The 22,953-nt window shown below is 65.7% G+C and carries 21 protein-coding genes and 1 pseudogene; 16 read left to right on the top strand and 6 right to left on the bottom strand.

Going from position 1 to position 22,953, the window contains the following annotated elements; genetic code table 11:
• Window positions 1–86 precede the first annotated feature (86 nt).
• Window positions 87–248 (top strand): Thivi_2564 family membrane protein, encoded by a 162-nt coding sequence (locus ACZLZQ_RS13230; protein WP_472934029.1) that lies wholly within the window; start codon window positions 87–89, stop codon window positions 246–248.
• A 112-nt stretch (window positions 249–360) separates the two neighbouring features.
• On the opposite strand, the gene ACZLZQ_RS13225 is transcribed toward ACZLZQ_RS13230, so the two are convergent.
• Window positions 361–930, bottom strand: coding sequence for a DUF4142 domain-containing protein (locus ACZLZQ_RS13225; RefSeq protein ID WP_472949736.1), 570 nt, complete (start codon window positions 928–930; stop codon window positions 361–363).
• 366 nt (window positions 931–1,296) lie between these two features.
• On the opposite strand from ACZLZQ_RS13225, the gene ACZLZQ_RS13220 reads away from it, so the two are divergent.
• The gene (locus ACZLZQ_RS13220; protein WP_472934031.1) at window positions 1,297–2,652 is read left to right on the top strand and encodes an LLM class flavin-dependent oxidoreductase; all 1,356 of its coding nucleotides are present in this window, start codon (window positions 1,297–1,299) and stop codon (window positions 2,650–2,652) included.
• Window positions 2,653–2,703: 51 nt separating this feature from the next.
• Here the strand turns inward: ACZLZQ_RS13220 and ACZLZQ_RS13215 are convergent, their stop codons facing one another.
• From ACZLZQ_RS13215 to ACZLZQ_RS13200, 4 genes and pseudogenes are all read right to left on the bottom strand, one after another.
• Window positions 2,704–3,684 (bottom strand): asparaginase, encoded by a 981-nt coding sequence (locus ACZLZQ_RS13215; protein WP_472949735.1) that lies wholly within the window; start codon window positions 3,682–3,684, stop codon window positions 2,704–2,706.
• Between the two features lie 202 nt (window positions 3,685–3,886).
• A pseudogene (locus ACZLZQ_RS13210) lies at window positions 3,887–4,369 on the bottom strand (flavin reductase family protein); the annotation flags it as partial.
• A 215-nt stretch (window positions 4,370–4,584) separates the two neighbouring features.
• Window positions 4,585–5,847: a multidrug effflux MFS transporter gene (locus ACZLZQ_RS13205; protein ID WP_472949734.1), complete on the bottom strand. Its 1,263-nt coding sequence runs from the start codon at window positions 5,845–5,847 to the stop codon at window positions 4,585–4,587.
• 168 nt (window positions 5,848–6,015) lie between these two features.
• The gene (locus ACZLZQ_RS13200) at window positions 6,016–7,344 is read right to left on the bottom strand and encodes an MFS transporter (RefSeq protein WP_472934034.1); all 1,329 of its coding nucleotides are present in this window, start codon (window positions 7,342–7,344) and stop codon (window positions 6,016–6,018) included.
• A gap of 222 nt (window positions 7,345–7,566) precedes the next feature.
• Between ACZLZQ_RS13200 and cyoA the strand changes: the two genes are divergently transcribed.
• The 13 genes from cyoA (at window position 7,567) to phoB (ending at window position 21,282) form a co-directional block, all read left to right on the top strand.
• Window positions 7,567–8,742, top strand: coding sequence for a ubiquinol oxidase subunit II (gene cyoA / locus ACZLZQ_RS13195; protein ID WP_472949733.1), 1,176 nt, complete (start codon window positions 7,567–7,569; stop codon window positions 8,740–8,742).
• Window positions 8,743–8,793: 51 nt separating this feature from the next.
• Entirely contained in the window at window positions 8,794–10,797 is a 2,004-nt protein-coding gene (cyoB, locus tag ACZLZQ_RS13190) for a cytochrome o ubiquinol oxidase subunit I (protein ID WP_472949732.1), read from the top strand.
• Between the two features lie 37 nt (window positions 10,798–10,834).
• On the top strand, window positions 10,835–11,452 hold the full coding sequence (gene cyoC / locus ACZLZQ_RS13185; RefSeq protein WP_472949929.1) for a cytochrome o ubiquinol oxidase subunit III: 618 nt from the start codon (window positions 10,835–10,837) through the stop codon (window positions 11,450–11,452).
• Complete coding sequence (gene cyoD / locus ACZLZQ_RS13180) at window positions 11,449–11,838, top strand: cytochrome o ubiquinol oxidase subunit IV (protein WP_472934037.1); 390 nt, start codon at window positions 11,449–11,451, stop codon at window positions 11,836–11,838. Before cyoC ends, cyoD begins: the two co-directional genes overlap by 4 nt.
• Before the next feature lie 53 nt (window positions 11,839–11,891).
• Window positions 11,892–12,632, top strand: coding sequence for an SURF1 family protein (locus ACZLZQ_RS13175; RefSeq protein WP_472949731.1), 741 nt, complete (start codon window positions 11,892–11,894; stop codon window positions 12,630–12,632).
• Window positions 12,629–13,990 carry an ATP-binding protein gene (locus ACZLZQ_RS13170; protein WP_472949730.1) on the top strand — a complete coding sequence of 454 codons (1,362 nt, stop codon included), beginning with the start codon at window positions 12,629–12,631 and terminating at the stop codon, window positions 13,988–13,990. The genes ACZLZQ_RS13175 and ACZLZQ_RS13170 overlap by 4 nt, the downstream gene beginning before the upstream one ends.
• On the top strand, window positions 13,980–14,522 hold the full coding sequence (locus ACZLZQ_RS13165) for a response regulator transcription factor (protein WP_472949729.1): 543 nt from the start codon (window positions 13,980–13,982) through the stop codon (window positions 14,520–14,522). The genes ACZLZQ_RS13170 and ACZLZQ_RS13165 overlap by 11 nt, the downstream gene beginning before the upstream one ends.
• A 414-nt stretch (window positions 14,523–14,936) precedes the next feature.
• Complete coding sequence (locus ACZLZQ_RS13160; protein WP_472949928.1) at window positions 14,937–15,914, top strand: substrate-binding domain-containing protein; 978 nt, start codon at window positions 14,937–14,939, stop codon at window positions 15,912–15,914.
• Window positions 15,915–16,017: 103 nt separating this feature from the next.
• Complete coding sequence (gene pstC, locus ACZLZQ_RS13155) at window positions 16,018–17,502, top strand: phosphate ABC transporter permease subunit PstC (RefSeq protein ID WP_472949728.1); 1,485 nt, start codon at window positions 16,018–16,020, stop codon at window positions 17,500–17,502.
• A complete protein-coding gene (pstA, locus tag ACZLZQ_RS13150; RefSeq protein ID WP_472934042.1) occupies window positions 17,499–18,818 on the top strand; it encodes a phosphate ABC transporter permease PstA in 1,320 nt (439 codons plus the stop codon). The genes pstC and pstA overlap by 4 nt, the downstream gene beginning before the upstream one ends.
• Window positions 18,819–18,835: 17 nt before the next feature.
• The gene (gene pstB / locus ACZLZQ_RS13145) at window positions 18,836–19,645 is read left to right on the top strand and encodes a phosphate ABC transporter ATP-binding protein PstB (RefSeq protein ID WP_472934043.1); all 810 of its coding nucleotides are present in this window, start codon (window positions 18,836–18,838) and stop codon (window positions 19,643–19,645) included.
• A gap of 118 nt (window positions 19,646–19,763) precedes the next feature.
• Complete coding sequence (phoU, locus tag ACZLZQ_RS13140) at window positions 19,764–20,501, top strand: phosphate signaling complex protein PhoU (RefSeq protein ID WP_472934044.1); 738 nt, start codon at window positions 19,764–19,766, stop codon at window positions 20,499–20,501.
• Between the two features lie 10 nt (window positions 20,502–20,511).
• On the top strand, window positions 20,512–21,282 hold the full coding sequence (gene phoB, locus ACZLZQ_RS13135) for a phosphate regulon transcriptional regulator PhoB (RefSeq protein WP_472934045.1): 771 nt from the start codon (window positions 20,512–20,514) through the stop codon (window positions 21,280–21,282).
• Window positions 21,283–21,311: 29 nt separating this feature from the next.
• On the opposite strand, the gene ACZLZQ_RS13130 is transcribed toward phoB, so the two are convergent.
• Window positions 21,312–22,208 carry an alpha/beta fold hydrolase gene (locus ACZLZQ_RS13130; protein ID WP_472949727.1) on the bottom strand — a complete coding sequence of 299 codons (897 nt, stop codon included), beginning with the start codon at window positions 22,206–22,208 and terminating at the stop codon, window positions 21,312–21,314.
• Window positions 22,209–22,550: 342 nt separating this feature from the next.
• Here ACZLZQ_RS13130 and ACZLZQ_RS13125 point away from each other — a divergent pair, with 342 nt between their 5' ends.
• Window positions 22,551–22,796, top strand: coding sequence for a DUF3297 family protein (locus ACZLZQ_RS13125; RefSeq protein ID WP_472934206.1), 246 nt, complete (start codon window positions 22,551–22,553; stop codon window positions 22,794–22,796).
• Window positions 22,797–22,953 lie beyond the last annotated feature (157 nt).

The following is a 22,953-nucleotide window of genomic DNA, read 5'->3' as shown; positions in this document are numbered from 1 at the left end:
ATATTTCGGGAACGGCAAGCCGACGAGACTGTTAGGAAACCAATGCATTTGCATTGGTACCGGTTATTGTTAGTACGGAGACGACCATGAACATCCTCGTGAGCATCCTGATCACCTTCCTGGTGATCGTCCTCATCCTTTGGCTGGTGCAGCGCCTCCCGATCGAAGGCCGTATCCGTCAGATCATTCAGCTAGTCGTCATCGTCATCGGCATCATCTCGCTGCTGAAATATATCGCCGTCTTCTAAGCTCCGGCTGTCGGCGCAGAGCCACAGCAAAGTAAGGCCGTCCGCGCAACCGGACGGCCTTTTCGTTTGTGCGCAGTCGATCGGCTCGCCTACGAGCGGCCCAATCCCAGGACTAGCCTTGCACCGGCACCTTGAGCCGGTTCGCCAGCGCGATGATCTTCTCCAGATGCTGCTTCAGCACCGGCAGCGTCTGCTGCGTGAAACCGTGTAATTTTGTGTCGCCGTCCTGGTAGCCCTCGAACAGCGCCACCGCCCGCTGGTGCGCGACGACCTGGGTTTCCACGTAGAGGCGATCGAACGCGGGACCCTCCGCCGGCCGCAGCTTCTCCAGCATTCCATCCTGCTCGCCGTCCATGCTGGGCTTGGCGATCTCCACCTTGTCAGCCTTGGCTGCCGCGATCATCGCCGTCTGCGCGGCGCTGTGGTCGGCGACCATGCCCTCGGCGAACGAGCGGACCTCAGCATCGCTGGCGCGCACCACGGCGATCTTGGCGGCGGCGATCTCGAACTCGTTGAGCGCGGCCGCGGTGGCGAGAAAGGCGTAGGGCGAAAAGGCTGGCACCGGCGCGAGCTGGCTCTGCGGCACGGTCGGCGTCGCAGAGCCCGCACCGGACTGGGCAAGCGCCGGCAGCGGGAGCGCCAGAACGGCGCTGGCAAAAAGGGAAAGGCGGATGCGGGACACGGCGGTCTCCTTCGGTCAACTCGATGACGAACCAAGTCGAGACCGGCCCTAACCGTTCCGCGGTTTGGACGAGATAGTGTCAAGCCGGCGATACATGCCGATGCCGGGCCCCCGCGACAAAAACCTGCTGCGCCCCTGCGTTTGAGCAACCGACCGGTGGCGGCAACCGCTTCGAAAGCCATTGCTTTACCGGCCACGCGGTTCCGCCTTTCCGGCTGCTGCGCGAGCCGCTCGTCCTCTACACGATATTTTGCCATGCAAGGCTTGCGACGGCGCGGCTTCGGTCGATACTGCGACCGACACACCGGTTTCGCTTGCTTCCTCCCGAACGACCGGCGGCACCGACAGCCTGCGCAAGGAATAAAATTGGCCAGAACCGATCAGCTGAAACTCGGCACCTTCGTCTACACTTTCGGCTTCCATCCCGCCGGCTGGCTGCATCCGGACAGTGACGTCCACGGCGCCAACGCGTTCTCGCATCTCCTCAACGTCGCCAAACTCTCTGAGGCGGCGAAGTTCGACTTCATGTTCCTCGCCGACTCGGCGGCGGCAGCGGTCGGCGATCCCGACGCCCTCGCCCGCCAGCCGACCAAGATGAACCGCTTCGAGCCGATGACGCTGCTCTCGGCGCTCGCCGTCAGCACCGAGAGGCTCGGCCTCGTCGGCACCGTCTCGACCAGCTATTACGAGCCCTACAACGTCGCCCGGCTGTTCGCCTCGATCGACCATCTGAGCCAAGGCCGCGTCTGCTGGAACGTCGTCACGTCCGACCACAACGAGACCGGCTATAACTTCAACCGCGAGGGTCTCGACCCGCATGCTCAGCGCTACGAGCGGGCGGTCGAGTTCGTCGACGTGGTGTTCGGCCTCTGGGACAGCTTCGAGAAGGACGCGCTGCTGCTCGACCGCGAGTCCGGCGTCTACTACGACAAGGACAAGCACCACACGCTGAACCACAAGGGCCCGCATTTCCAGGTGCGCGGACCGCTGAACATCGCCGCCTCGCCGCAAGGCCGGCCGGTGATCGCCCAGGCCGGCGGCTCGGAGGCCGGCATGGAGCTCGCCGCGCGCACGGCCGAGATCGTCTTCAGCCTCGCCTCCAACATCGACCGAAGCAGAGCCTTCTACGCCAACGTCAAGGGCCGCATGGCTGCCTATGGCCGCGACCCCGACGACCTCAAGATCATGCCGGGCGTCGTCATCAATGTCGGCGCCACGCGCGAAGAGGCGCAGGCGAAGGTCGACTTCATGCTCGACAAACTGCACCCCGACGTCGGCCGGGCGATGCTTGCCGAATTCCTAGAGGCGGACCTTCACGGCGTGCCGCTCGACCAACCCTTCCCGATGGACCGCCTGCCGGAGAAGCCGCGCGGCTCGCGCGCGCTGTTCGACGAGCTCGTCGACTTCGTGACGAAGGGCCACACGGTCGGCGAACTGATCCGCCACTACGCCGAGAAGCACACCGGAAACGGCATCACCGGCACGCCGACCGAGATCGCCGACTTCATGCAGGAATGGTTCGAGACCAAGGCCGCCGACGGCTTCATCCTGATGTTCCCGACCCTGCCCGCGAGCCTCACCGACTTCACCGAACTGGTGCTGCCGGAACTGCGCCGCCGCGGCATGTTCCGCGAGGAGTACGAGGGCCCGACGCTCCGCGACCAGCTCGGCCTTTCCGTGCCCGTCAACCGCTACGCGGCCGCGCGGGCGGCGAAGGGTTGAGCGAAGAGGCGCCGGCGAACGCCGGCCTCCAGCGCCGGTCCGGCCAGGCGCCTACATTCCCAGCCGCTCGATCTCGGCCGCCAGCGCCTTTCCTTCGAACCCTGCGCCCAGCAGCACCGCCACGGCGATCCGGGCCTTCGGGCCGCTGAGGTCGCCGGCGAAGATCGCGCCGGCGCGCGCCAGATCCTTGCCGCCGCCGGCGCCGTAGACCGGCCGCACCCGCCCTTCCGGGCAGCGCGAGGTGATGATCACCGGAAGGCCGGCGGCGATGATGTCGGCTACCGCCGCGGTGATCGCCGGCGTCGTGTTGCCGATGCCAAACCCCTCCAGCACGATCGCCTTCGCCCCGTCGCCGGCGGCGAAGCGGACGAAGCGGTCGCCAGCGCCCATCACCATCTTGACCAGCTCGACCTCGGTCTCGATCCGCTCGGGCGCGTAATGGAAACGCTGCGCCGGACGGCGGTGGACGATCACGGTGCCGTCGTCGGTCTCGCCCAGCTTGCCGTGCTCGCCCGAGCGGAAGGTGTCGACCCGCGAGGTGTGCGTCTTGGTAACGTCCCGCGCGGCATGGAACTCTTCCTCGAACGAGATCACCACCCCGAGGCCCCGGGCGGCATCGGAGGCGGCGACGCGGATGGCGCTGGCAAGGTTCCTCGGGCCGTCGGTGTCCGGCATGCCGGCATTGCGCTGGGCGCCGGTGAAGACCACCGGCTTGTCGCTTTTCACCAAGAGGTCCGCGAGATAGGCGCTCTCCTCCATCGTGTCGGTGCCGTGCGCCACCACCACGCCATCGCAGTCGTCGCCCGCGAGATGGGTGCGAATGCGCTGGGCGAGGGAGAAGGCGAGCGGCAGGTCGATGGCGAAGCTGCCGACGCTGCAGAAGTCGTCGACGGTCAGCCCGATGCCGTCCAGCGGATCGTGGAGCGATGCGCGCAGCCGGTCGCCCGACACGCCGGCGACGACATCGCCGCCCTCGGTCGTTGCGCGCGAGGCAATGGTGCCGCCGGTGGTGATGAGCACGATATTCTTCATGGGGTTGCTCCCGATCTGCGCGGCCGTCGATCGTCTGCGCCGCCGGTTCCTGTGGTGGCTCTCTTGCCACAGCGCGCGCGTCGGCACGACATCGGCGCGCGACATTCAAGCCGTTTTCGCCCCGTCATCACCTCGCCGGTGATGCGTCCTTCAACGCCGCGTCGACCGCCGCCTCGATGTCTACCGACGCCGGCTCGTTTCCCGCCGCCGGCGCCGGCGAAAAATAGCGCCCGCGGGCATAGCCGAGACCGTTACGGTCGCTGCCCTCGAAGGCGAGAACCCGGCCGATCAGGATCACGTGGTCGCCCGCCTCCACCGTCTGCTCCATGGTGCAGTCGAACCAGGCGGCGGCGGCGGGAAAGACCGGTGATCCCGCGGGTCCATCATGCCACTCGACCGCGGCGAAGCGATCATCGACCGGCCGGGCAAAGGTGTTCGACACCTCCTCCTGCGCTTCGGATAGGACGTTCACGGCGAACCGCTCGGTCTTGATCATGGCCTCGAGATTGCGGGAGGTCTTGGCAATGCACACGAGCAGAAGCGGCGGATCGAGCGAAACCGAGGCGAAGGAATTGGCGGTGAAGCCGATCGGCCGTCCCTCGCCATTGCGCGCGGTCACCACGGTGACGCCGGTGCTGAAGGCACCGAAGGCATCGCGCAAGGCGCGTCGGTCGAAACTCGTCATGCCGTCTCCTCGTCGCGCGACTGCCCGTCTGCACGAACGCCGTTCACCTCTGCCGAACCGGTCTGGCAGGGCCACTTCAGCGCCGGCCTTAACGCTTGTCGCGACCGGCGGCAAAGCGTTGCTTTGATAGCGGCAACCTGCGCCAAGAGCATCATCCGGACGGGGCTATACCATAAGAACGGTCACCCAGCGCCGGGCCGAAGGCGGCTTGCGCGTCAGCGCGGCCGCGGCTGCGTCGGGGTGAACAGGCGGCCCTTTTCGGTAATGAAGACGATGAGGATCGCGACGAAGCCGAGCACGGCGTAGCCGACCGTCAACGGCACCACCGTGCCGTCGAAATGCTGGCCGATGTAGAACCCGATCAGCGCGCCGACGACGGTGGTGACGAAGCCCTGGAACGAGGCGGCGGTCCCGGCGATCGCGCCGACCGGCTCCATTGCCATCGAACTGAAGTTGGAGACGATCAGCCCGAAGCAGAACATCATCGCCGACTGCAGGACGATGAACACCGTCAGCGACTCGTGCCCGGCCGAGGCGATCACCGCGTGCAGCGTCGCCGCTGCCGTGAAGCCGATCAGCGCGACGTGCGAGACGAGCCGCATCCCGAGCCGCTCGACGATGCGCGAATTGACCAGCGAGGAGACCGCGATGAAGAAGGCGATGCCGGCGAAGATCAGCGGAAAGGCCGTGCCGGTCTGGAAGATGCCGACGAAGATCTGCTGTGCCGAATTGATGAAGCCGAACAGCGAGCCGAGGATGGCCGCCGCCGCCAGCGTGTAGCCGAGCGACATCCGGTTCGTCGCCACCGTCCGGAAGGCCCCGAGGATTGAACCGACCGAGATCGGCAGGCGTAGGCTCTTCGGCAGCGTCTCCGGCAGGCGGCGGGCGGTCCAGACGGCGACGCCGAGCGCGAACAGGCCGAGCAGCAGGAAGATCCACTCCCACGGCGCCACCAGCACGATCCCTTGCCCGACGCTCGGCGCGATCACCGGCACGGCGATGAAGACGATGAAGGCGAAGGACATGACGCGCGCCATGTGCCGGCCGGAATAGCAGTCCCGCACGATCGAGATCGCCAGCACCCGGGTCGCCGCCGAGCCGATGCCCTGCACGACCCGCGCGACCACCATCTGATCGAGCGAGGTCGCTAGCACCGCGAGCCCGCTTGCGGCGGCGTAGAGGATGAGGCCGAAGATCAGCACGGGCTTGCGACCGAAACGGTCGGACAGCGGGCCGTAAAACAGCTGTGCGGCGCCAAATCCGAGGAGATAGGAGGTGACGATGAGCTGGCGCTGGTTCTCGGAGACGACGTTCAGGGCGGCGCCGATCTCCGGCAGCGCCGGCAGCATGGAATCGATCGCCAGCGCGTTGACCGCCATCATCGCCGCAATCAGCGCGACGAACTCGCGAAAGCCCATGCCGGCATGCGGCAAAACAGCCGGAACCGACTGGTTCTGGCGAAGGGTAGCATCGGACATGGATCAGGCTTTCGGCATCAAGACGCGGCCACGACGGCGACGATGCATGGCTTGCGCCTATAGCATCGGCCCGAAAATCGAAAACGATTTCCGGGCCGGTCGCATAAATAATAAGGGAGGCGTTGCATTTACCTCAAGGAGCCAAACGGGCGCCCGCCGGCGGGGCGCTCAGATGTCGCGCAGCCGCATCCGCTTGTTGATGTAGAGCGCGACGAGCGTGCAGATCGCGCCGGACATCAGATAGACGCCGACCGCCCCGAGGCCGAAGCGGCTGGAGAAGCCAAGCGCCACCAGCGGCGCAAAGCCGGCACCGATCAGCCAGGCGAGATCCGAGGTCAGCGCCGACCCGGTGTAGCGATTCTCGTTAGCGAAGCTCGAGGCGACGGCACCCGCGGCCTGGCCATGCGACAGACCGAGCAGGGAAAAGCCGATGAGGATGAACGCCGTCTGGCCGGAAGCGCTGCCGCCGAGAAGGAAAGGCGTCACCAGGCTGAAGATGGCGATGCCGACCGCGCAGATCGCGAGGAGGAAGCGACGGCCGATCCGGTCGGCGATGACCCCGGACAGGACGATGCCGATGAGGCAGAGCACCGCACCGTAAAGCTGTATCAGGAGGAACTCGCCGGGCGAGCGGTCGGAGAAGATGTCGATGTAGGAGATCGGAAAGATCGTCACGAGGTGGAAGAGTGCGAAGCTTGCCAGCGGCACGAAGGCGCCGATCAGCACCGCCCTTCCCTGCACCGTCAGGAGCTCAGAAACGCTGACCGGTGCGAGGTCGCGGGTCGTGTAGGCCTGAGCGAACTCCTCGGTCGCGATCAGGCGAAGCCGGGCGAAGAGCGCGACGACGTTGATGGTGAAGGCGACGAAGAAGGGGTAGCGCCAGCCCCAGCCGAGGAAGTCCTCGGTCGAAAGGTTCAGGAGGAAGAAGGCGAACAGGCCGCTCGCCACGATGAAGCCGATCGGCGCGCCGAGCTGCGGCATCATGGCATACCAGCCGCGGTGCTTCTCCGGGGCGTTGAGCGCCAGCAGCGAGGCAAGGCCATCCCAGGCGCCGCCGAGCGCGAAGCCCTGACCGAGGCGGAAGAGGATGAGCGCCGCGATCGAGACGTTGCCGAGCGTCTCATAGCCCGGCAGGAAGGCGATCGAGGCGGTGGAGCCGCCGAGCAGGAAGAGCGCGATGGTCAGCTTGACGCCGCGGCCGTGCCGCCGGTCGATCGCCATGAACACCACGGAACCGATCGGCCGCGCGATAAAGGCAAGGCCGAAGATCGCGAAAGCGTAGAGGGTGCCGGTCAACTGGTCGACGAAGGGAAACAGCAGCGCCGGAAACACCAGCACCGAGGCGATGCCGTAGACGAAGAAGTCGAAGGATTCCGAGGCGCGGCCGATGACCACGCCGAGAGCGATCTCGCCCGGCGAGACGTGGGAGGACTCCGGCGAGACGGCTTGCGCGTCGCTCACGAGTTCCTTGGGAGGGGCCAGGGGCGCCGTGGACATATCATTCTCCTGCCGCCTTGCGGTGTGCCGCATATCCTGTGAACATGAAGCCTGTTGGCGTACCGATAGGGCGCGGAGCCGGCGCTCGTCAAACGAGATTGGCGTCTGGCGCCATGGACAAAACGTCCAATCCCCTCACTTCACCCTCTACCATAGATGATGCCCCATCGCATCAAGGCTGAGATGACCCCTTTGTCCGCAAGATACCTTCGCATCCTGGCGATGCTCCCCCTCATCGCCCTCCTGGGCGGCTGCAACATGGTGGTCATGAGCCCGTCGGGCGACGTGGCAATGCAGCAGAAGGATCTGATCATCGTCTCGACGATCCTGATGCTGCTGATCATCGTGCCGGTGCTCGTCGCGACGGGCCTTTTCGCCTGGCGCTATCGCGCCTCGAACAAGGACGCGGTCTACGATCCCGACTGGCACCATTCGACCCGCCTCGAAGTCCTGATCTGGACGGCCCCTCTGATGATCATCATCGCGCTCGGCGCCGTGACCTGGATCAGCACCCATCTCCTCGATCCCTATCGGCCGCTGAACCGGATCGACGCCAACCGCCCCGTCGGCGACATCAAGCCGATCACCGTCGAGGTCGTGGCGCTGCCATGGAAGTGGATGTTCATCTATCCCGAGCTCGGCATCGCCACGGTCAACGAACTGGCGGCGCCGATCGACGTGCCCATCAACTTCAAGATCACTTCTTCGGCGATCATGAACTCCTTCTACATCCCAGCTCTGGCGGGCCAGATCTATGCCATGGCCGGCATGGAGACGAAGATGCATGCGGTGATCAACAAGCCCGGCGTCTACACCGGCATCTCGGCCAACTACTCGGGCGCCGGCTTCTCGGGCATGAACTTCAAGTTCCACGGCCTGGCGCAAGGGGACTTCGACACCTGGGTCGAGAAGGTGAAGACGCAAGGCACCGCGCTCAACCGGAATGCCTACCTCGTCCTCGAAAAGCCGAGCGAGAAGGTTCCGCCGCGCTACTTCGCCACCGTCGAGCAGGATCTCTACCAGGCGATCCTCAACATGTGCGCCGCCCCCGGCAAGATGTGCATGGACGAGATGATGAAGATCGACGCCCAGGGCGGCGGCGGCGAGGACAGCACCGCGGTGCGCGAGCGGCTGATGCAAGGCACCCACGACTTCGACAGTTTCGGCCACAGCTTCTCGCAAGGCGAAGAGGCGATCGGCGCCACCTTCCCGGCAACGAACCGCTCGTCGAAATCGAGCGAGCAGCCCGAAGGCATGCAGGACCGGCCGAACGCCACTCCGCCGGCCGGCGAGCCGGGTGCCGAGGCCCCGACCGGTCCGGACCAGTCGATGCCAGGAATGGACATGCCGCACACGGAAGGGGGCCAGAACCCTGCCCCGACCCAGTTGGATCAGTAAGGCCGTCAGGCACTTCGCGCCGGACCCACAGACCAGAACGAGCAGCATCCGATGTTCAACGATATGAATCTTCAGCAACTGATCTTCGGGCGGCTGACGCTCGAGGCGATCCCCTATCACGAGCCGATCCTCGTCGGCACGTTCGCCGCGGTGGCGCTGGGCGGCATCGCGATCGTCGCGGCGCTGACCTATTTCCGCCTCTGGGGTTACCTCTGGACCGAGTGGTTCACGTCCGTCGATCACAAGAAGATCGGCATCATGTACATCATCCTGTCGATCGTGATGCTGCTGCGCGGTTTCTCGGACGCCATCATGATGCGCGCCCAGCAGGCCATGGCGTTCGGCGATGCCCAGGGCTTCCTGCCGCCGCACCACTATGATCAGGTGTTCACGGCGCACGGGGTGATCATGATCTTCTTCTTCGCCATGCCGCTCGTCACCGGCATCATGAACTTCGTCGTGCCGCTGCAGATCGGCGCGCGCGACGTCGCCTTCCCCTTCCTCAACAATTTCAGCTTCTGGATGACCGTCGGCGGCGCCGTGACGATCATGCTCTCGCTGTTCGTCGGCGAGTTCGCGCGCACCGGCTGGCTGGCCTATCCGCCGCTGTCGGGGGCGACCTTCAGTCCGGGCGTCGGCGTCGACTATTACATCTGGGGCCTGCAGATCGCCGGCGTCGGCACGCTGCTGTCCGGCATCAACCTCCTCGTCACCATCGTGAAGATGCGCGCGCCCGGCATGACCATGATGCGGATGCCGATCTTCACCTGGACCTCGCTCTGCACCAACGTCCTGATCGTCGCCGCCTTCCCGGTGCTGACGGCAGTGCTCGCCCTCCTGTCGCTTGATCGCTACGTCGGAACGAACTTCTTTTCGAACGACCTCGGCGGCAACCCGATGATGTACGTCAACCTCATCTGGATCTGGGGCCATCCGGAGGTCTACATTCTCATCCTGCCGGCCTTCGGCATCTTCTCCGAGATCGTCGCGACCTTCTGCGGCAAGCGCCTGTTCGGCTATGCCTCGATGGTCTACGCGACCGTCGTCATCACCATCCTCTCCTACCTCGTCTGGCTGCACCACTTCTTCACCATGGGCTCGGGCGCCAGCGTCAACTCGTTCTTCGGCATCACCACGATGATCATCTCGATCCCGACGGGCGCGAAGATCTTCAACTGGCTGTTCACGATGTACCGCGGGCGCATCCGCTTCGAGGTGCCGATGCTCTGGACGCTCGGCTTCATGGTGACCTTCGTCATCGGCGGCATGACCGGCGTGCTGCTCGCCGTGCCCCCGGCCGACTTCGTCCTCCACAACTCGCTCTTCCTCATCGCCCACTTCCACAACGTCATCATCGGCGGCGTGGTGTTCGGTCTGATGGCGGGCATCAACTACTGGTACCCGAAGGCCTTCGGCTACAAGCTCGACGCCTTCTGGGGCAAGATGAGCTTCTGGTTCTGGCTGACCGGCTTCTACTTCGCCTTCATGCCGCTATACGTCCTCGGCCTTATGGGCGTGACGCGCCGCCTCAGCCACTTCGAGGACCCGTCTCTGCAGATCTGGTTCATCGTCGCGGCCTTCGGTGCCGTGCTCATCGCGCTCGGCATCGGCTCCTTCCTGATCCAGCTGGTCGTCAGCTACCGCAACCGCGTGGCGCTCGCCGACCTCACCGGCGACCCCTGGGGTGGACGGACGCTGGAATGGTCCACCGCCTCCCCGCCGCCGTCCTACAACTTCGCCTTCACGCCCGTGGTGCACGACCATGATGCGTGGTGGGACATGAAGCAGCGCGGCTATGTCCGTCCGCTGAAGGGTTTCCGTTCGATCCACATGCCGAGCGGCACCGGCGCCGGCGTGATCATTGCCGGACTCTCCACCGCCCTCGGCTTCGGCATGATCTGGTACATCTGGTGGCTGGCGGCGCTGTCCTTCATCGGCATCATCGCCGTCGCGATCGTCCACAGCTTCAACTACAAGCGCGACTTCCACATCCCCGAAAGCGACGTGGTGCGCGAGGAAGACCAGCGCAGCCGCCTGCTGGCACAGGGGGTCTGAGACCATGGTTTCGACGACTGCAATGACCCCGGGCGCCATGACGGTCGAGCCCGGCGAAGACATCAACCGCTTCTACGTCGAGGGTGAGGAACCCCATCCGGAGAACGGCACGATGCTGGGCTTCTGGATCTACCTGATGAGCGACTGTCTCATCTTCGCGGTCCTGTTTGCCTGCTACGGCGTCTACGGCCGCAGCTATGCCGCCGGTCCCTCGGGCGCGGACCTCTTCGACCTGCCGCTGGTGGCGGTCAACACCGCCATGCTGCTGTTCTCCTCGATCACCTACGGCATGGCGATGCTGGCGATGGAGAAGGGACGGCAGCGAGCGACGCTCGGCTGGCTGGCGCTGACCGGCCTCCTCGGCCTCGTCTTCCTTGCGCTCGAGCTCTACGAGTTCGCTCACCTCATCCACATCGGCGCCGGCCCGCAGCGCAGCGCCTTCCTGTCGTCGTTCTTCACCCTCGTCGGAACGCACGGACTGCACGTCACCTTCGGCATTATCTGGCTGGTGGTGCTAATGACCCAGGTCGCCCGCCACGGCCTGATCGAGGCCAACCGTCGCCGTCTGATGTGCCTGTCGATGTTCTGGCACTTCCTCGACGTGATCTGGATCGGCGTCTTCTCCTTTGTCTACCTGATGGGTGTCCTGCCATGAGCGAGAACAACCTGGTTCACGCTGCCCCGAACGCCACCGATCATGGGCACGAGGGCAAGCACGGTACCCGCCAGAGCTACCTCATCGGCTTCGCGCTGTCGGTGGTCCTCACGGCGATCCCGTTCTGGCTGGTGATGGCCGACATCATCACCAGCTCGCGGGTGGCGGGCATTGCGATCATGGTGCTGGCGGCGATCCAGATCGTCGTGCACATGGTCTACTTCCTGCACATGAACACCAAGTCCGAGCAGGGCTGGAACATGCTGGCGCTGATCTTCACCGTGGTGATCGTCGTCATCACGCTCGCCGGATCACTCTGGGTGATGTTCCACCTCAACAACAACATGATGCCGATGTCGCAGCATGAAATGAAGAACATGCCGTGACGACGGGAGGCCGGTCAGACGTCCGCGATACCCGCCCTGCCCGGGCGGGCCGTATGGCGGTTGCGCTCGCTGGCCTCATCGTCTTCGTCTCGCTGATCGCCCTCGGCGCCTGGCAGGTTCAGCGCCTCGGCTGGAAGCTCGACCTGATCGCCCGGGTCGATACCCGTGTCCACGCCGAACCCGCGCCACCGCCCGCCGCGTCCGCCTGGCCGGCGATAGCCGACGAGGAGTACCGGCGTCTCCGCCTCGACGGCACCTTCCGCAACGACCGCGAGACACTGGTCCAGGCCGTTACCGCGCTCGGCCCCGGCTTCTGGGTGCTGACGCCGTTGCAGCGCGCAAACGGCGAGACGATCCTCGTCAACCGCGGCTTCGTGCCGCCGGACCGCCGCGATCCCGCCACCCGCATTGCCGGCCAGATCGAGGGGCCGACAACGGTGACCGGCCTTCTGCGCCTCTCCGAGCCGGGCGGCGGCTTTCTGCGCGCGAACGACCCGGTCGGCGGGCGCTGGTACTCGCGCGACGTCGCCGCTATTACCTCGGCGCGCGGGCTGACGGACACGGCGCCCTACTTCATCGATGCCGACGCGGCGCCCAACATCGGCGGCTGGCCGGTCGGCGGGCTCACGGTCATCGCCTTCACCAACCATCATCTCGTCTATGCCACCACCTGGTTCACCCTCGCCGCGATGCTCGCGGCCGTCGGCGTCTGGGCATGGCGCGCGCGGCGCCGCCCTGCGGCATCGCAAATAGGCGAAGACGGCCTGTCGGCACCCGGGTCCCCTGCCCCATGATCCAACTCACCCCAGAGACGGTGGCGACGACCGAGCAGACCCTCTTCGGCGACGTCTTCCGGCCGCAATGGACCGGTGAGGATCCACTGCCGAACGACGACCTCACCGGCCGCAAGAATTTCCTGCTGCTGATCCAGCTGCGCTGGCTCGCGGTCGCTGGACAGGTGTTCAGCATGATGGTCGTCGCCATCGCGCTCGAGATCCCGCTGCCGCTCGGGCCGATGGGCCTCGTCATCGGGCTGCTGGTCGCGCTGAACTTCGCGAGCCACCTCCGGCTGCGGCGACAGAGCAGCGTCAGCAATGGCGAGCTCTTCGGCGCGCTGCTCTTCGACCTCGCGGCGCTGACGGCGCAGCTGGCGCTCAGCGGTGGTGCATCCAATCCCTTCGTCTTCCTCTACCTCCTCCAGGTCACGCTCGGCGCGGTGCTCCTCGAGGCCTGGTCGACGGTGGTGCTGGTCGCGCTGTCGATCCTCTGCTTTGCCGGCCTGACGCTGTTCTACGTGCCGCTGGAGTTCGGCGCGCATCCGGGCCTCGGCGTCGAGAGCCTGCAGATCACCGGCATGCTCATCTGCTTTGCGATCAATGCGGCCTTGCTCGCGGTCTTCGTCACCCGGATCAACCGCAATCTTAGCGAGCGCGAGGCCCGGCTTGCCGGCATGCGCCAGCGCGCCGCCGAGGAAGACCACATCGTCCGGATGGGACTTCTAGCCTCCGGGGCCGCGCATGAACTCGGCACGCCGCTGGCAACGCTCTCCATCATCCTCGGCGACTGGCGCCGCATGCCGGCGCTCGGCAACGACCCCGAGCTTTCCGAGGAAATCGCGGCCATGCAGGCCGAGGTGCAGCGCTGCAAGACGATCGTCACCAGCATCCTGCTCTCGGCCGGCGAGACGCGCGGCGAGTCGGCGGGGGCGACGACGCTTCTCGACTTCCTCGACGGTCTCGTCGACGACTGGCGGGCGACCAAGCCGCTGGCCCGCCTGGCCTACGAGAACGGCATCGACGACGACATCGCCATCGTCGCGGAATCGACGCTGCGCCAGGGTCTGTTCAACATCCTCGACAACGCCTTCGAGGCCGGCGAGGGTTGGCTGCGCCTGACCGCCTCGCTGCAGGACGACACGCTGCTTCTGGCCGTCGAGGACGACGGTCCCGGTTTCCCGGCCGAGATGCTGGCGACGGTCGGAAAACCCTACCAATCGAGCAAGGGCCGGCTCGGCGGCGGGCTCGGCCTGTTCCTGCTGGTCAATGTCGTGCGCAAGCTCGGCGGCAGCGTCGATGCGCGCAACCGGCCGGAGGGCGGCGCCATCGTCTCCCTGGCGCTACCCTTGGAGGCCTTGGCGATCGATGGACGGTGATACGACGGAAAAGCTGCTGGTCGTCGTCGACGACGACGAAGCCTTCGCCAAGACGCTGAAGCGCTCGTTCGAGCGGCGCGGCTACACGGTTCGCGTCGCGCCCGACCTTGCGGCCTTGCGGGCCGTGTTGGAGGAAGCGACCCCCGGCTATGCGGTGGTCGACCTGAAGCTCGCCGGCGCCTCGGGCCTCGCCTGCGTCGAGGCGCTGCACGAGCACGAACCCGACATGCTGATCGTCGTGCTCACCGGTTTTGCCAGCATCGCGACTGCCGTCGAGGCGATCAAGCTCGGCGCCTGCCACTACCTCGCCAAGCCCTCGAACACCGACGACATCGAGGCCGCTTTCGGCCGTGGCGCCGGCGATACCGCCGTCCCGCTGACCGGCCGGCCCACCTCGATCAAGACGCTGGAATGGGAGCGGATCCACGAGGTGCTGGCCGAGACCGACTTCAACATCTCCGAGACCGCGCGGCGCCTCGGCATGCACCGCCGCACGCTCGCGCGGAAACTGGAGAAGCGGCAGGTCAACTGACCACCGCCACGCCGTCTCACGTTCTTGCCGCCGCACGCCGGTGACGCAAGATCGTCCCCCCGAGCGACCAGGCCAGCGCGGGCACGATTCCGCAGGGGAAGCCGAAGAGTCAGCACGCCCCATCGGAATCGCGGCCTGAGTCCGCTACAAGGCCCCGACTTCGAACTGACACAAAAGCGGATGCAGAGGGAAATAACCCAATTCCGTCAGAGCCTTGGACAGTCATTTCAGCATTATTCGACTGTCACATTAGCTTCATCGCCCGCCTGTAGAGGAGAGCCGAACCGCAGCCGCAGCGCCAGAACGGCTGCGCATCCGGTTCGTCGTTGAAACTCCTCAAGGAGCACACCCGTGACCTCTCGCACGATCGCCAGCCTCGCGCTCAGCGCCTCCTTCGCCTTCGCGCTGCCTGCGATGGCCCAGAACGCCGATCCGATCCAGATCGCCGGCTCCTCGACCGTTCTCCCCTACGCCCAGATCGTCGCCGAGAACTTCGGCGAGACCTTCCCCGACTTCGGCACCCCGGTCGTCGAGTCCGGCGGTTCGGGCGCTGGCCTGAAGCAGTTCTGCTCGGGCGTCGGCCCGGACACCATCGACATCGCCAACTCCTCGCGTCCGATCAAGGACTCCGAGAAGGAGACCTGCGTCAAGAACGGCGTGACCGACATCCAGGAAGTCAAGTTCGGCTATGACGGCATCGTCTTCGCGACCGATGCGGCCGGCCCGGACTTCAAGCTGACCCCGGACATGGTCTTCAAGGCGCTGACCGCCAAGACCGTCGTCGACGGCAAGGTCGTCGATAACGCCGCCAAGACCTGGGCCGACGTCGATGCCTCGCTCCCGGCCTGGAAGATCGAAGCCTACATCCCCGGCGAGAAGCACGGCACGCGCGAAGTCTTCGAAGAGAAGCTGCTCGCCGCCGGCTGCAAGTCGACCGGTGCCGCCGAGGCCTACAAGGCTGCCGGCATGGACGAGAAGGCCGTTGGCGAACAGTGCCACTCGGTCCGCAAGGACGGCGCTGCCATCGACATCGACGGTGACTACAGCGAGACCCTCGCCCGCATCGCCGCCAACAAGCAGGGCGTCGGCGTCTTCGGCCTCGCCTTCTACGAGCAGAACCAGGACAAGCTGAAGGTCGCGACCGTCAACGACATCGTGCCCTCCGTCGAGACCATCTCGACCGGCAAGTACCCCGTGTCGCGCCCGCTCTTCTTCTACGTCAAGAAGGCGCACATCGGCGTCGTCCCGGGCCTGAAGGAATATGCCGACTTCTTCCTCTCCGAGCAGATGATCGGTGCCGACGGCCCGCTGGCCCAGTACGGCCTGGTGCCGGCGCCGGATGCCGAGCGCGAGTCGTACCGCACCGACTTCGATGCCGGGAAGACCATGTAAGCAGTGACCGCGGGTACCCGGCCTCGCCGGGTGCCCGCACCTTTTGCTGCCGCCGCTTCAGGGCGATCGCCCCGCCTGAACCTTGCGAAGATAGGGATATTCGGTGTCAATTTTTGCGATTGTCGTAATCGTCTTCCTGATCGGGGCGATCGGCGCTTTTCTGGCGCAGAAGAAGAGCCGCGGGCTCCAGATCGAGCCCGGCCAGAAGATGCACTCGCGGCCGGCCTACCACGGCTCGTTCGTGTTCTGCTGGGCGGTCGTGCCGGCGCTCATCGCGCTCCTGATCTGCCTGATCGCCGCCCCCGTCGCGATCAACCGTAATCTTTCCGCGCACATGCCGACCGCTGCCGCCGACGGCGCCGCGCCCGCGAACGTGGATCTCGCCTACGAGATGATCGGCGCCATCGGCAACGGACTGCGCCTGCTGCCCTCCGACGAGCAAGCCGCTGCCTCGAGCCTGCCGGTGTCCGAGCTGCGCCCGCTGCTGCAGCGCCGCGGCATCGCCGTCGCGTCCTCGACCGAGGACTACATGGTCGCCCTAGCGGTCGAGAAGAACAAACTCGAGGACTATTCCCGGCTGGCGACGACCATCCTCGTCCTGGCGATGGCGCTGGCGGGTGCCGCCTACGGCCTGTCGAAGATCGCGGTCCGCCTGCGCGCCCGCAACCAGGTCGAGACCGTCGTCCGCTCGATCCTGATCCTCTGCTCCTCGATCGCCATCCTCACCACGGTCGGCATCATCGTCTCGATGTTCTCCGAGGCGGCCGACTTCTTCTCCCGCGTCAGCCCGCAGAGCTTCTTCTTCGGCACCACCTGGGACCCGCGCTTTGCCGGCGGCAGCGGCCAGGAAGGCCAGTTCGGCCTGATCCCGCTCTTTGCCGGCACGCTCTACATCGCCTTCGTCGCCATGCTCTTCGCCGTGCCGATCGGCCTGTTCGCCGCGATCTACATGGCGGAATATGCGAGCTCCAGCGTCCGCTCGGTGGTCAAGCCGCTGCTCGAAGTGCTCGCGGGCATCCCGACCATCGTCTACGGCTTCTTCGCCCTCGTCACGGTCGGACCGTTCCTGCGTGACATGTCGAGCCAGCTGCACGGTCTCGTCACCGGCGACTATACGAGCTTCATCCAGGCGCAGAGCATTCTCACCGCGGGCCTCGTAATGGGCATCATGCTGATCCCCTTCGTGTCATCGCTGTCGGACGACATCATCACGGCGGTCCCCGGATCCTTGCGCGACGGCTCGCTCGGCCTCGGCGCCACCCGCTCGGAGACGGTGAAGCGCGTCATCCTGCCGGCGGCGCTCCCCGGCATCGTCTCGGCGCTGCTGCTCACCGCCTCCCGCGCCATCGGCGAGACGATGATTGTCGTGCTGGCCGCGGGCGTCGCCGCCAACCTCACCATCAACCCTTTCGAGGCGATGACCACGGTCACCGTCAAGATCGTCAACCAGCTGACCGGCGATCTCGTCTTCAACTCGCCGCAGACGCTGGTGGCCTTCGCGCTCGGCCTCACCCTCTTCGCGGTGACGCTCTGCCTCAACATCTTTGCCCTCTACATCGTCCGTAAGTACCGGGAGCAGTACGAATGACCGACGCGACCGTCGACGGCGCCCGCGCGCCAAGCCATGCCGCCCCCCGTCGCGACATCGGAATCAAGAAGCGCTACGCCGCCGAGCGCCGCTTCAAGACCTATGGCATCATCGCCATCCTGATCGGCCTCGCCTTCCTGGTACTGCTGCTCTGGAGCGTCGTGTCGAAAGGCTATACCGCCTTCTTCCAGACCGAGATCCGGCTGCCCATCACCTTCGAACAGTCGATCGTCGACCCGAAGAACACCGGCGGCAAGGACGACAAGGCGCTGATGATGGCCAACTATCCGCGGCTGGCGCAGAACGCCATCGTCGCGGCGCTGAAGATCGATCCGAACGACAAGGCCGCCGTCAAGGAAGCCTCCGCCCTCGTGTCGCAGGGCGTGCGCATCCAGCTGCGCAACGAGGTGATGAACGACCTCACGATCATCGGCCAGACCCGCGATCTCTGGGTGTTCGCGGACTCGAAGGTCGACAGCTCGGTCAAGGGCCAGTTCGACAACACCGTCGAGGAAAGCCGGCGGCCGATCAACGACCGCCAGCTCGGCTGGATCAAGCAGCTCGAGGAAGCCGGCCAGCTGGAGCAGCGCTTCAACTGGGGCCTGTTCACCTTCGGCGGCTCGAGCCGCGCTGAAACCTCGGGCGTCGGCGTCGCGCTGATCGGCTCGGCCTACATGATGCTGATCGTTCTCGCTCTGGCGCTGCCGATCGGCGTCGCCGCCTCGATCTATCTCGAGGAATTCGCCCCGAAGAACCGCCTGACCGACCTTATCGAGGTCAACATCAACAACCTCGCGGCGGTGCCCTCGATCGTCTACGGTCTGCTCGGTCTTGCGGTCTTCATCAACTATTTCGGCATGCCCCGCTCGGCCGCGCTGGTCGGCGGCCTCGTGCTCAGCCTGATGACCTTGCCGACGATCATCATCGCCACGCGGGCAGCCCTCAAGGCGGTGCCGCCCTCGATCCGCGCCGCGGCCCTCGGCCTTGGCGCCTCCAAGATGCAGATGGTGTTCCAGCACGTCCTGCCGCTGGCCGCTCCCGGCATCCTGACCGGCACGATCATCGGCCTGGCGCACGCCCTCGGCGAGACCGCGCCGCTGCTCCTCATCGGCATGGTGGCCTTCGTCGCCGATGTGCCGTCCTCGCCGCTGGCAGCCTCGACCGCCTTGCCCGTGCAAATCTACATGTGGGCGAACGAGGCGGAACGTGCTTTCGTGGAACGCACGTCCGGCGCCATCATGATCCTGCTTCTTTTCCTGGCTGCAATGAACCTTGCAGCCGTCATCCTTCGGCGGCGCTTCGAGCGTCGCTGGTAGAACGGTGGACAGAAATGATGGAAAATATCCAAGCGACACTCAATAAAGGTCCCGCCGTGCATTCAAACCGTCCGATCAAGATGAAGGGCGAGAACGTCACCGTCCATTACGGTGGCAAGCAGGCGCTGCATGGCGTCAGCCTCGACGTCCAGGATCGCCAGGTCACCGCGCTGATCGGCCCGTCGGGCTGCGGCAAGTCGACCTTCCTGCGCTGCCTCAACCGGATGAACGACACCATCGACCACTGCAAGGTCGGCGGTCTCATCACCCTCGACGGCGAGAACGTCTACAACCCCGCCATCGACGTCGTCGAGCTCCGGGCCCGCGTCGGCATGGTGTTCCAGAAGCCTAACCCGTTCCCGAAGTCGATCTTCGAGAACGTCTCCTACGGCCCGCGCATCCATGGCCTCGCCAAGTCGAAGACCGATCTGGAAGAGATCGTCGTCACCAGCCTGCGCCGCGCCGGCCTCTATGAAGAGGTCAAGGACCGGCTCGACGAGGCCGGCACCGGCCTCTCCGGCGGCCAGCAGCAGCGCCTCTGCATCGCCCGCGCGATCGCCGTGTCGCCCGAGGTCATCCTGATGGACGAGCCCTGCTCGGCCCTCGACCCGATCGCCACCGCCAAGGTGGAGGAGCTGATCGACGAGCTGAAGCAGAACTACACGATCGTCATCGTCACCCATTCGATGCAGCAGGCGGCCCGCGTCAGCCAGGTCACCGCCATGTTCCATCTCGGCAACATCGCCGAGGTCGGCCCGACCGAGAAGATGTTCCAGAACCCGGACGACAAGCGCACGCAGGACTACATCACCGGCCGCTTCGGCTGAACCAGCCGGCCGCGCCCCAAGACGGGCGCGGCCGGCGTATCCAATGATCCGCATCGCCGGCCGCGACCCGAGAGTCCCGCGACGGCGGCTGCGCCCAACGAGAACAGGGAGACGAACCATGGACGAGCACATCGTCACGTCCTACGACGAGGAACTGAAGTTCATCGTCCGGCGCATTTCCGAGATGGGCGGCCAGGCGGAACGCATGGTCGAGCGCTCGGTCGCCGCGCTCATCAACAGCGACTGGGGCCTGGCCCAGTCGGTTGTCGCGGATGACCTGATGCTCGACGCCGCCCAGCGCGAGCTCGACGAACGCGCCATCATGACCATCGCCAAGCGTCAGCCAATGGCGCAGGACCTGCGCGAGATCGTCGGCGCGATCCGCATCTCCAGCGACCTCGAGCGCATCGGCGACCTCGGCAAGAACATCGCCAAGCGCGTCATCGCCGTGCACGAGCACCAGCAGCCGATCAAGCTGGTGCGTGGCATCGAGCATCTCTCCGAGCTCGCCATCGAGCAGCTGAAGGAAGTGCTTGACGCCTATGCCAGCCGCGACCACGTGCGCGCGCAGGCTATCCGCGAGGCGGATGAAGAGATCGACGCGATGTACACGTCGATCTTCCGCGAGTTGCTGACCTACATGATGGAAGATCCGCGCAACATCACCGCCTGCACGCATCTCCTCTTCAGCGCCAAGAACATCGAGCGCATCGGCGACCACGCCACCAACATTGCCGAGACCATCTACTACATCAAGACCGGTGAGCAGATGGAATCCGAGCGACCGAAGAGTGACACCACCCCGTCGATGACCGTCGGCGTGAAGGATTCCGGCCCGTCGACCGGAAACATGTAGGAACAGGCAGATGAACGCGCGCATCGTCGTCGTCGAGGACGAGGAGGCCCTGGGCGTCCTCCTCCGCTACAATCTCGAAGCCGAGGGCTACACCGTCGAGGTCATCGACAATGGAGACGAGGCCGATCTTCGGCTGAAGGAGCAGACGCCCGACCTCATCATCCTCGATTGGATGCTGCCTGGCATTTCCGGCGTCGAGATCTGCCGTCGGGTACGCGGCCGGCCGGCGACGGAACGGCTGCCGATCCTGATGCTCACCGCCCGCGGCGAGGAGAAGCAGCGGATCCAGGGACTGACGACGGGCGCCGACGACTACCTCGTCAAGCCCTTCTCGATGGCCGAGCTGATGGCCCGGGTGCGGAGCCTGCTCTGGCGCTCCAACCCGCAGAAGCTGTCCGACCATCTGACCGCCGGCGACATCAAGCTCGACCGCGCCAACCATCGCGCCTACCGCAACGGCCGCGAGCTGAAGCTCGGACCGACCGAGTTCAAGCTGCTGCAGTTCTTCATGATCTCGCCCGGCCGGGTGTTCTCGCGCGAGCAGCTGCTCGACGGCGTCTGGGGCCGCGACATCTATGTCGACGAGCGCACCGTCGACGTCCACATCGGCCGCCTGCGCAAGGCCATCAACCGCGGCCGCCAGCGCGACCCCGTCCGCACCGTCCGCGGCGCCGGCTACTCCTTCGACGAGCATTTCGCCGCCGTGGTGCCGACGTTGCAGCGTAGCGCCGACGACGAGGGCAAGATGGCGCTGGCCGAGCGTCAGGCAAGCGAGGGCTGACGCCGCAGTTTTAGGGAACGCAGCTCCGCTCACCCTCCGCCGCGAACCGCCGGACCAGCCTTGCCCGGTGACGGGTCCTTGAAATCCTGCAGGACCGTGCCGGCCTCGTCGGCCTGCAGGCTCGCGGCGCTGCCGGGGGCGTCGACGAAGGCGAGCACTGCCTCGGCGTAGCCGACCGGGTCCTCCAGCGGGGCGGAGTGTCCAACATTCGGGAGCAGCAGGAAGTGCGCGCCGGGAATGGCATTGGCGATCATCTCGGTATGCTCTCGGCTGATCGCCTCGTCGTGGTCGCCGATGACGATCATCGTCGGCACGGTGATCGAGGCCAGCTGCGCCAGCGTGAAGTTCGGCTCGTTCGCCCAGAGCGCGAAGATTTCGTCGTCGATGTTGTCGTAATGGCCGAGCGCCGGCAGCGCCTTGCCTTCCGCGATCGCCTTGCGGTTGGCGAGGGCGCCGTCGGGCGTCACGTTGGCGGCCTGGATGAACATCCCCGACAGCCGGTCGGGGTGGTGGATGGCGATGTCGAGGCCGATGATGCCGCCATCGCTCCAGCCGACCAGCGATACTTTCGGCAGCTTCAGGAGATCGAGGAGCTTTAGGTAGTCGCGCGCCATCAGGTGATAGGTGATCGGCTTCTTGTCGCGCGTCGAGCGGCCCTGCCCGCGGCTGTCGGCGACGATAACGAGGTGATGCGCCGAGAGCGTCGCGATCTGCTGCCGCCAGACGTCTCCGCTGGCAAGGCCTCCGGGGATCAGCAGGATCGGCGGCCCCTTGCCGTAGATCTGGTAGAACATCGAGATGCCGTCGACATGCGCAAAGCCTGAATCGCGTGGTTTGACGAGCTTCAGCCGCGCTTCGGCTGTCTGGACCCCACCCACGCTCATCGCCAGTGCCAAGGCGCAGAGCAATCCGACGATCCGTTTCATGGGCGGCTCCATGTCCAAATTTTCCCAATCCTGAGCGCTTGCGCGTTGCAGCACAAGCATTGGAAGCGTCGAAAGATCCGGCTTTCCGTGCCTCCGGCTCGGCGCTGCAGGGTCTTCAGGCAGGCGGACACTCTCCCGTCAAGCACGACTGCGTGAGCGGCTGCCGGGAGCGCGCCAGGGCATGGAGCGCCGAGGCGTATTGCAACAAGTGTTGGCGAAACCCCGCCAAGCTTGTATCTCCGGCGCAACGCATCAAAAGATGAGACGCTGGACATGACCGACACACCCAAGGCCGAGACCTCCGAGACGCCAGCCACCGAGACGGCCGAGCAGGCGGCACCGATGGCCGACATCGCCTTGCCCGACCGCCTTGCGGCCGATCCGTCGAGCCCGTTCCACAATCCTGAACTGCTGGCGATGGGGATCGGCGTCCGGTTCAAGGGCGTCGAGAAGACCAATGTCGAGGAATACTGCGTCAGCGAAGGCTGGATCCGCGTTCCCGCCGGCAATGCGAAGGACCGCCGCGGCAATCCGATGACGCTGAAGCTGAAGGGCCCGGTCGAGGTCTATCTGCGCGGCGAGGACTGAGGGCGCCGGCAAGGCGCTTTCCATCTTGGACTGCCGCACTTTGGGGCGCGGCAATCCGTCGAATGCGGTCCGACAGAGCACCGTGCGTCCCTGAGGGACACACGGTGCTCTGTCTTTTTTGTACTGACAGCATTTTTCCTTAATTGGGTAAGTCCAA

The organism is Mesocryomonas lacus, from assembly GCF_055730105.2.
This window is presented reverse-complemented; position numbering and strand designations above follow the sequence as displayed.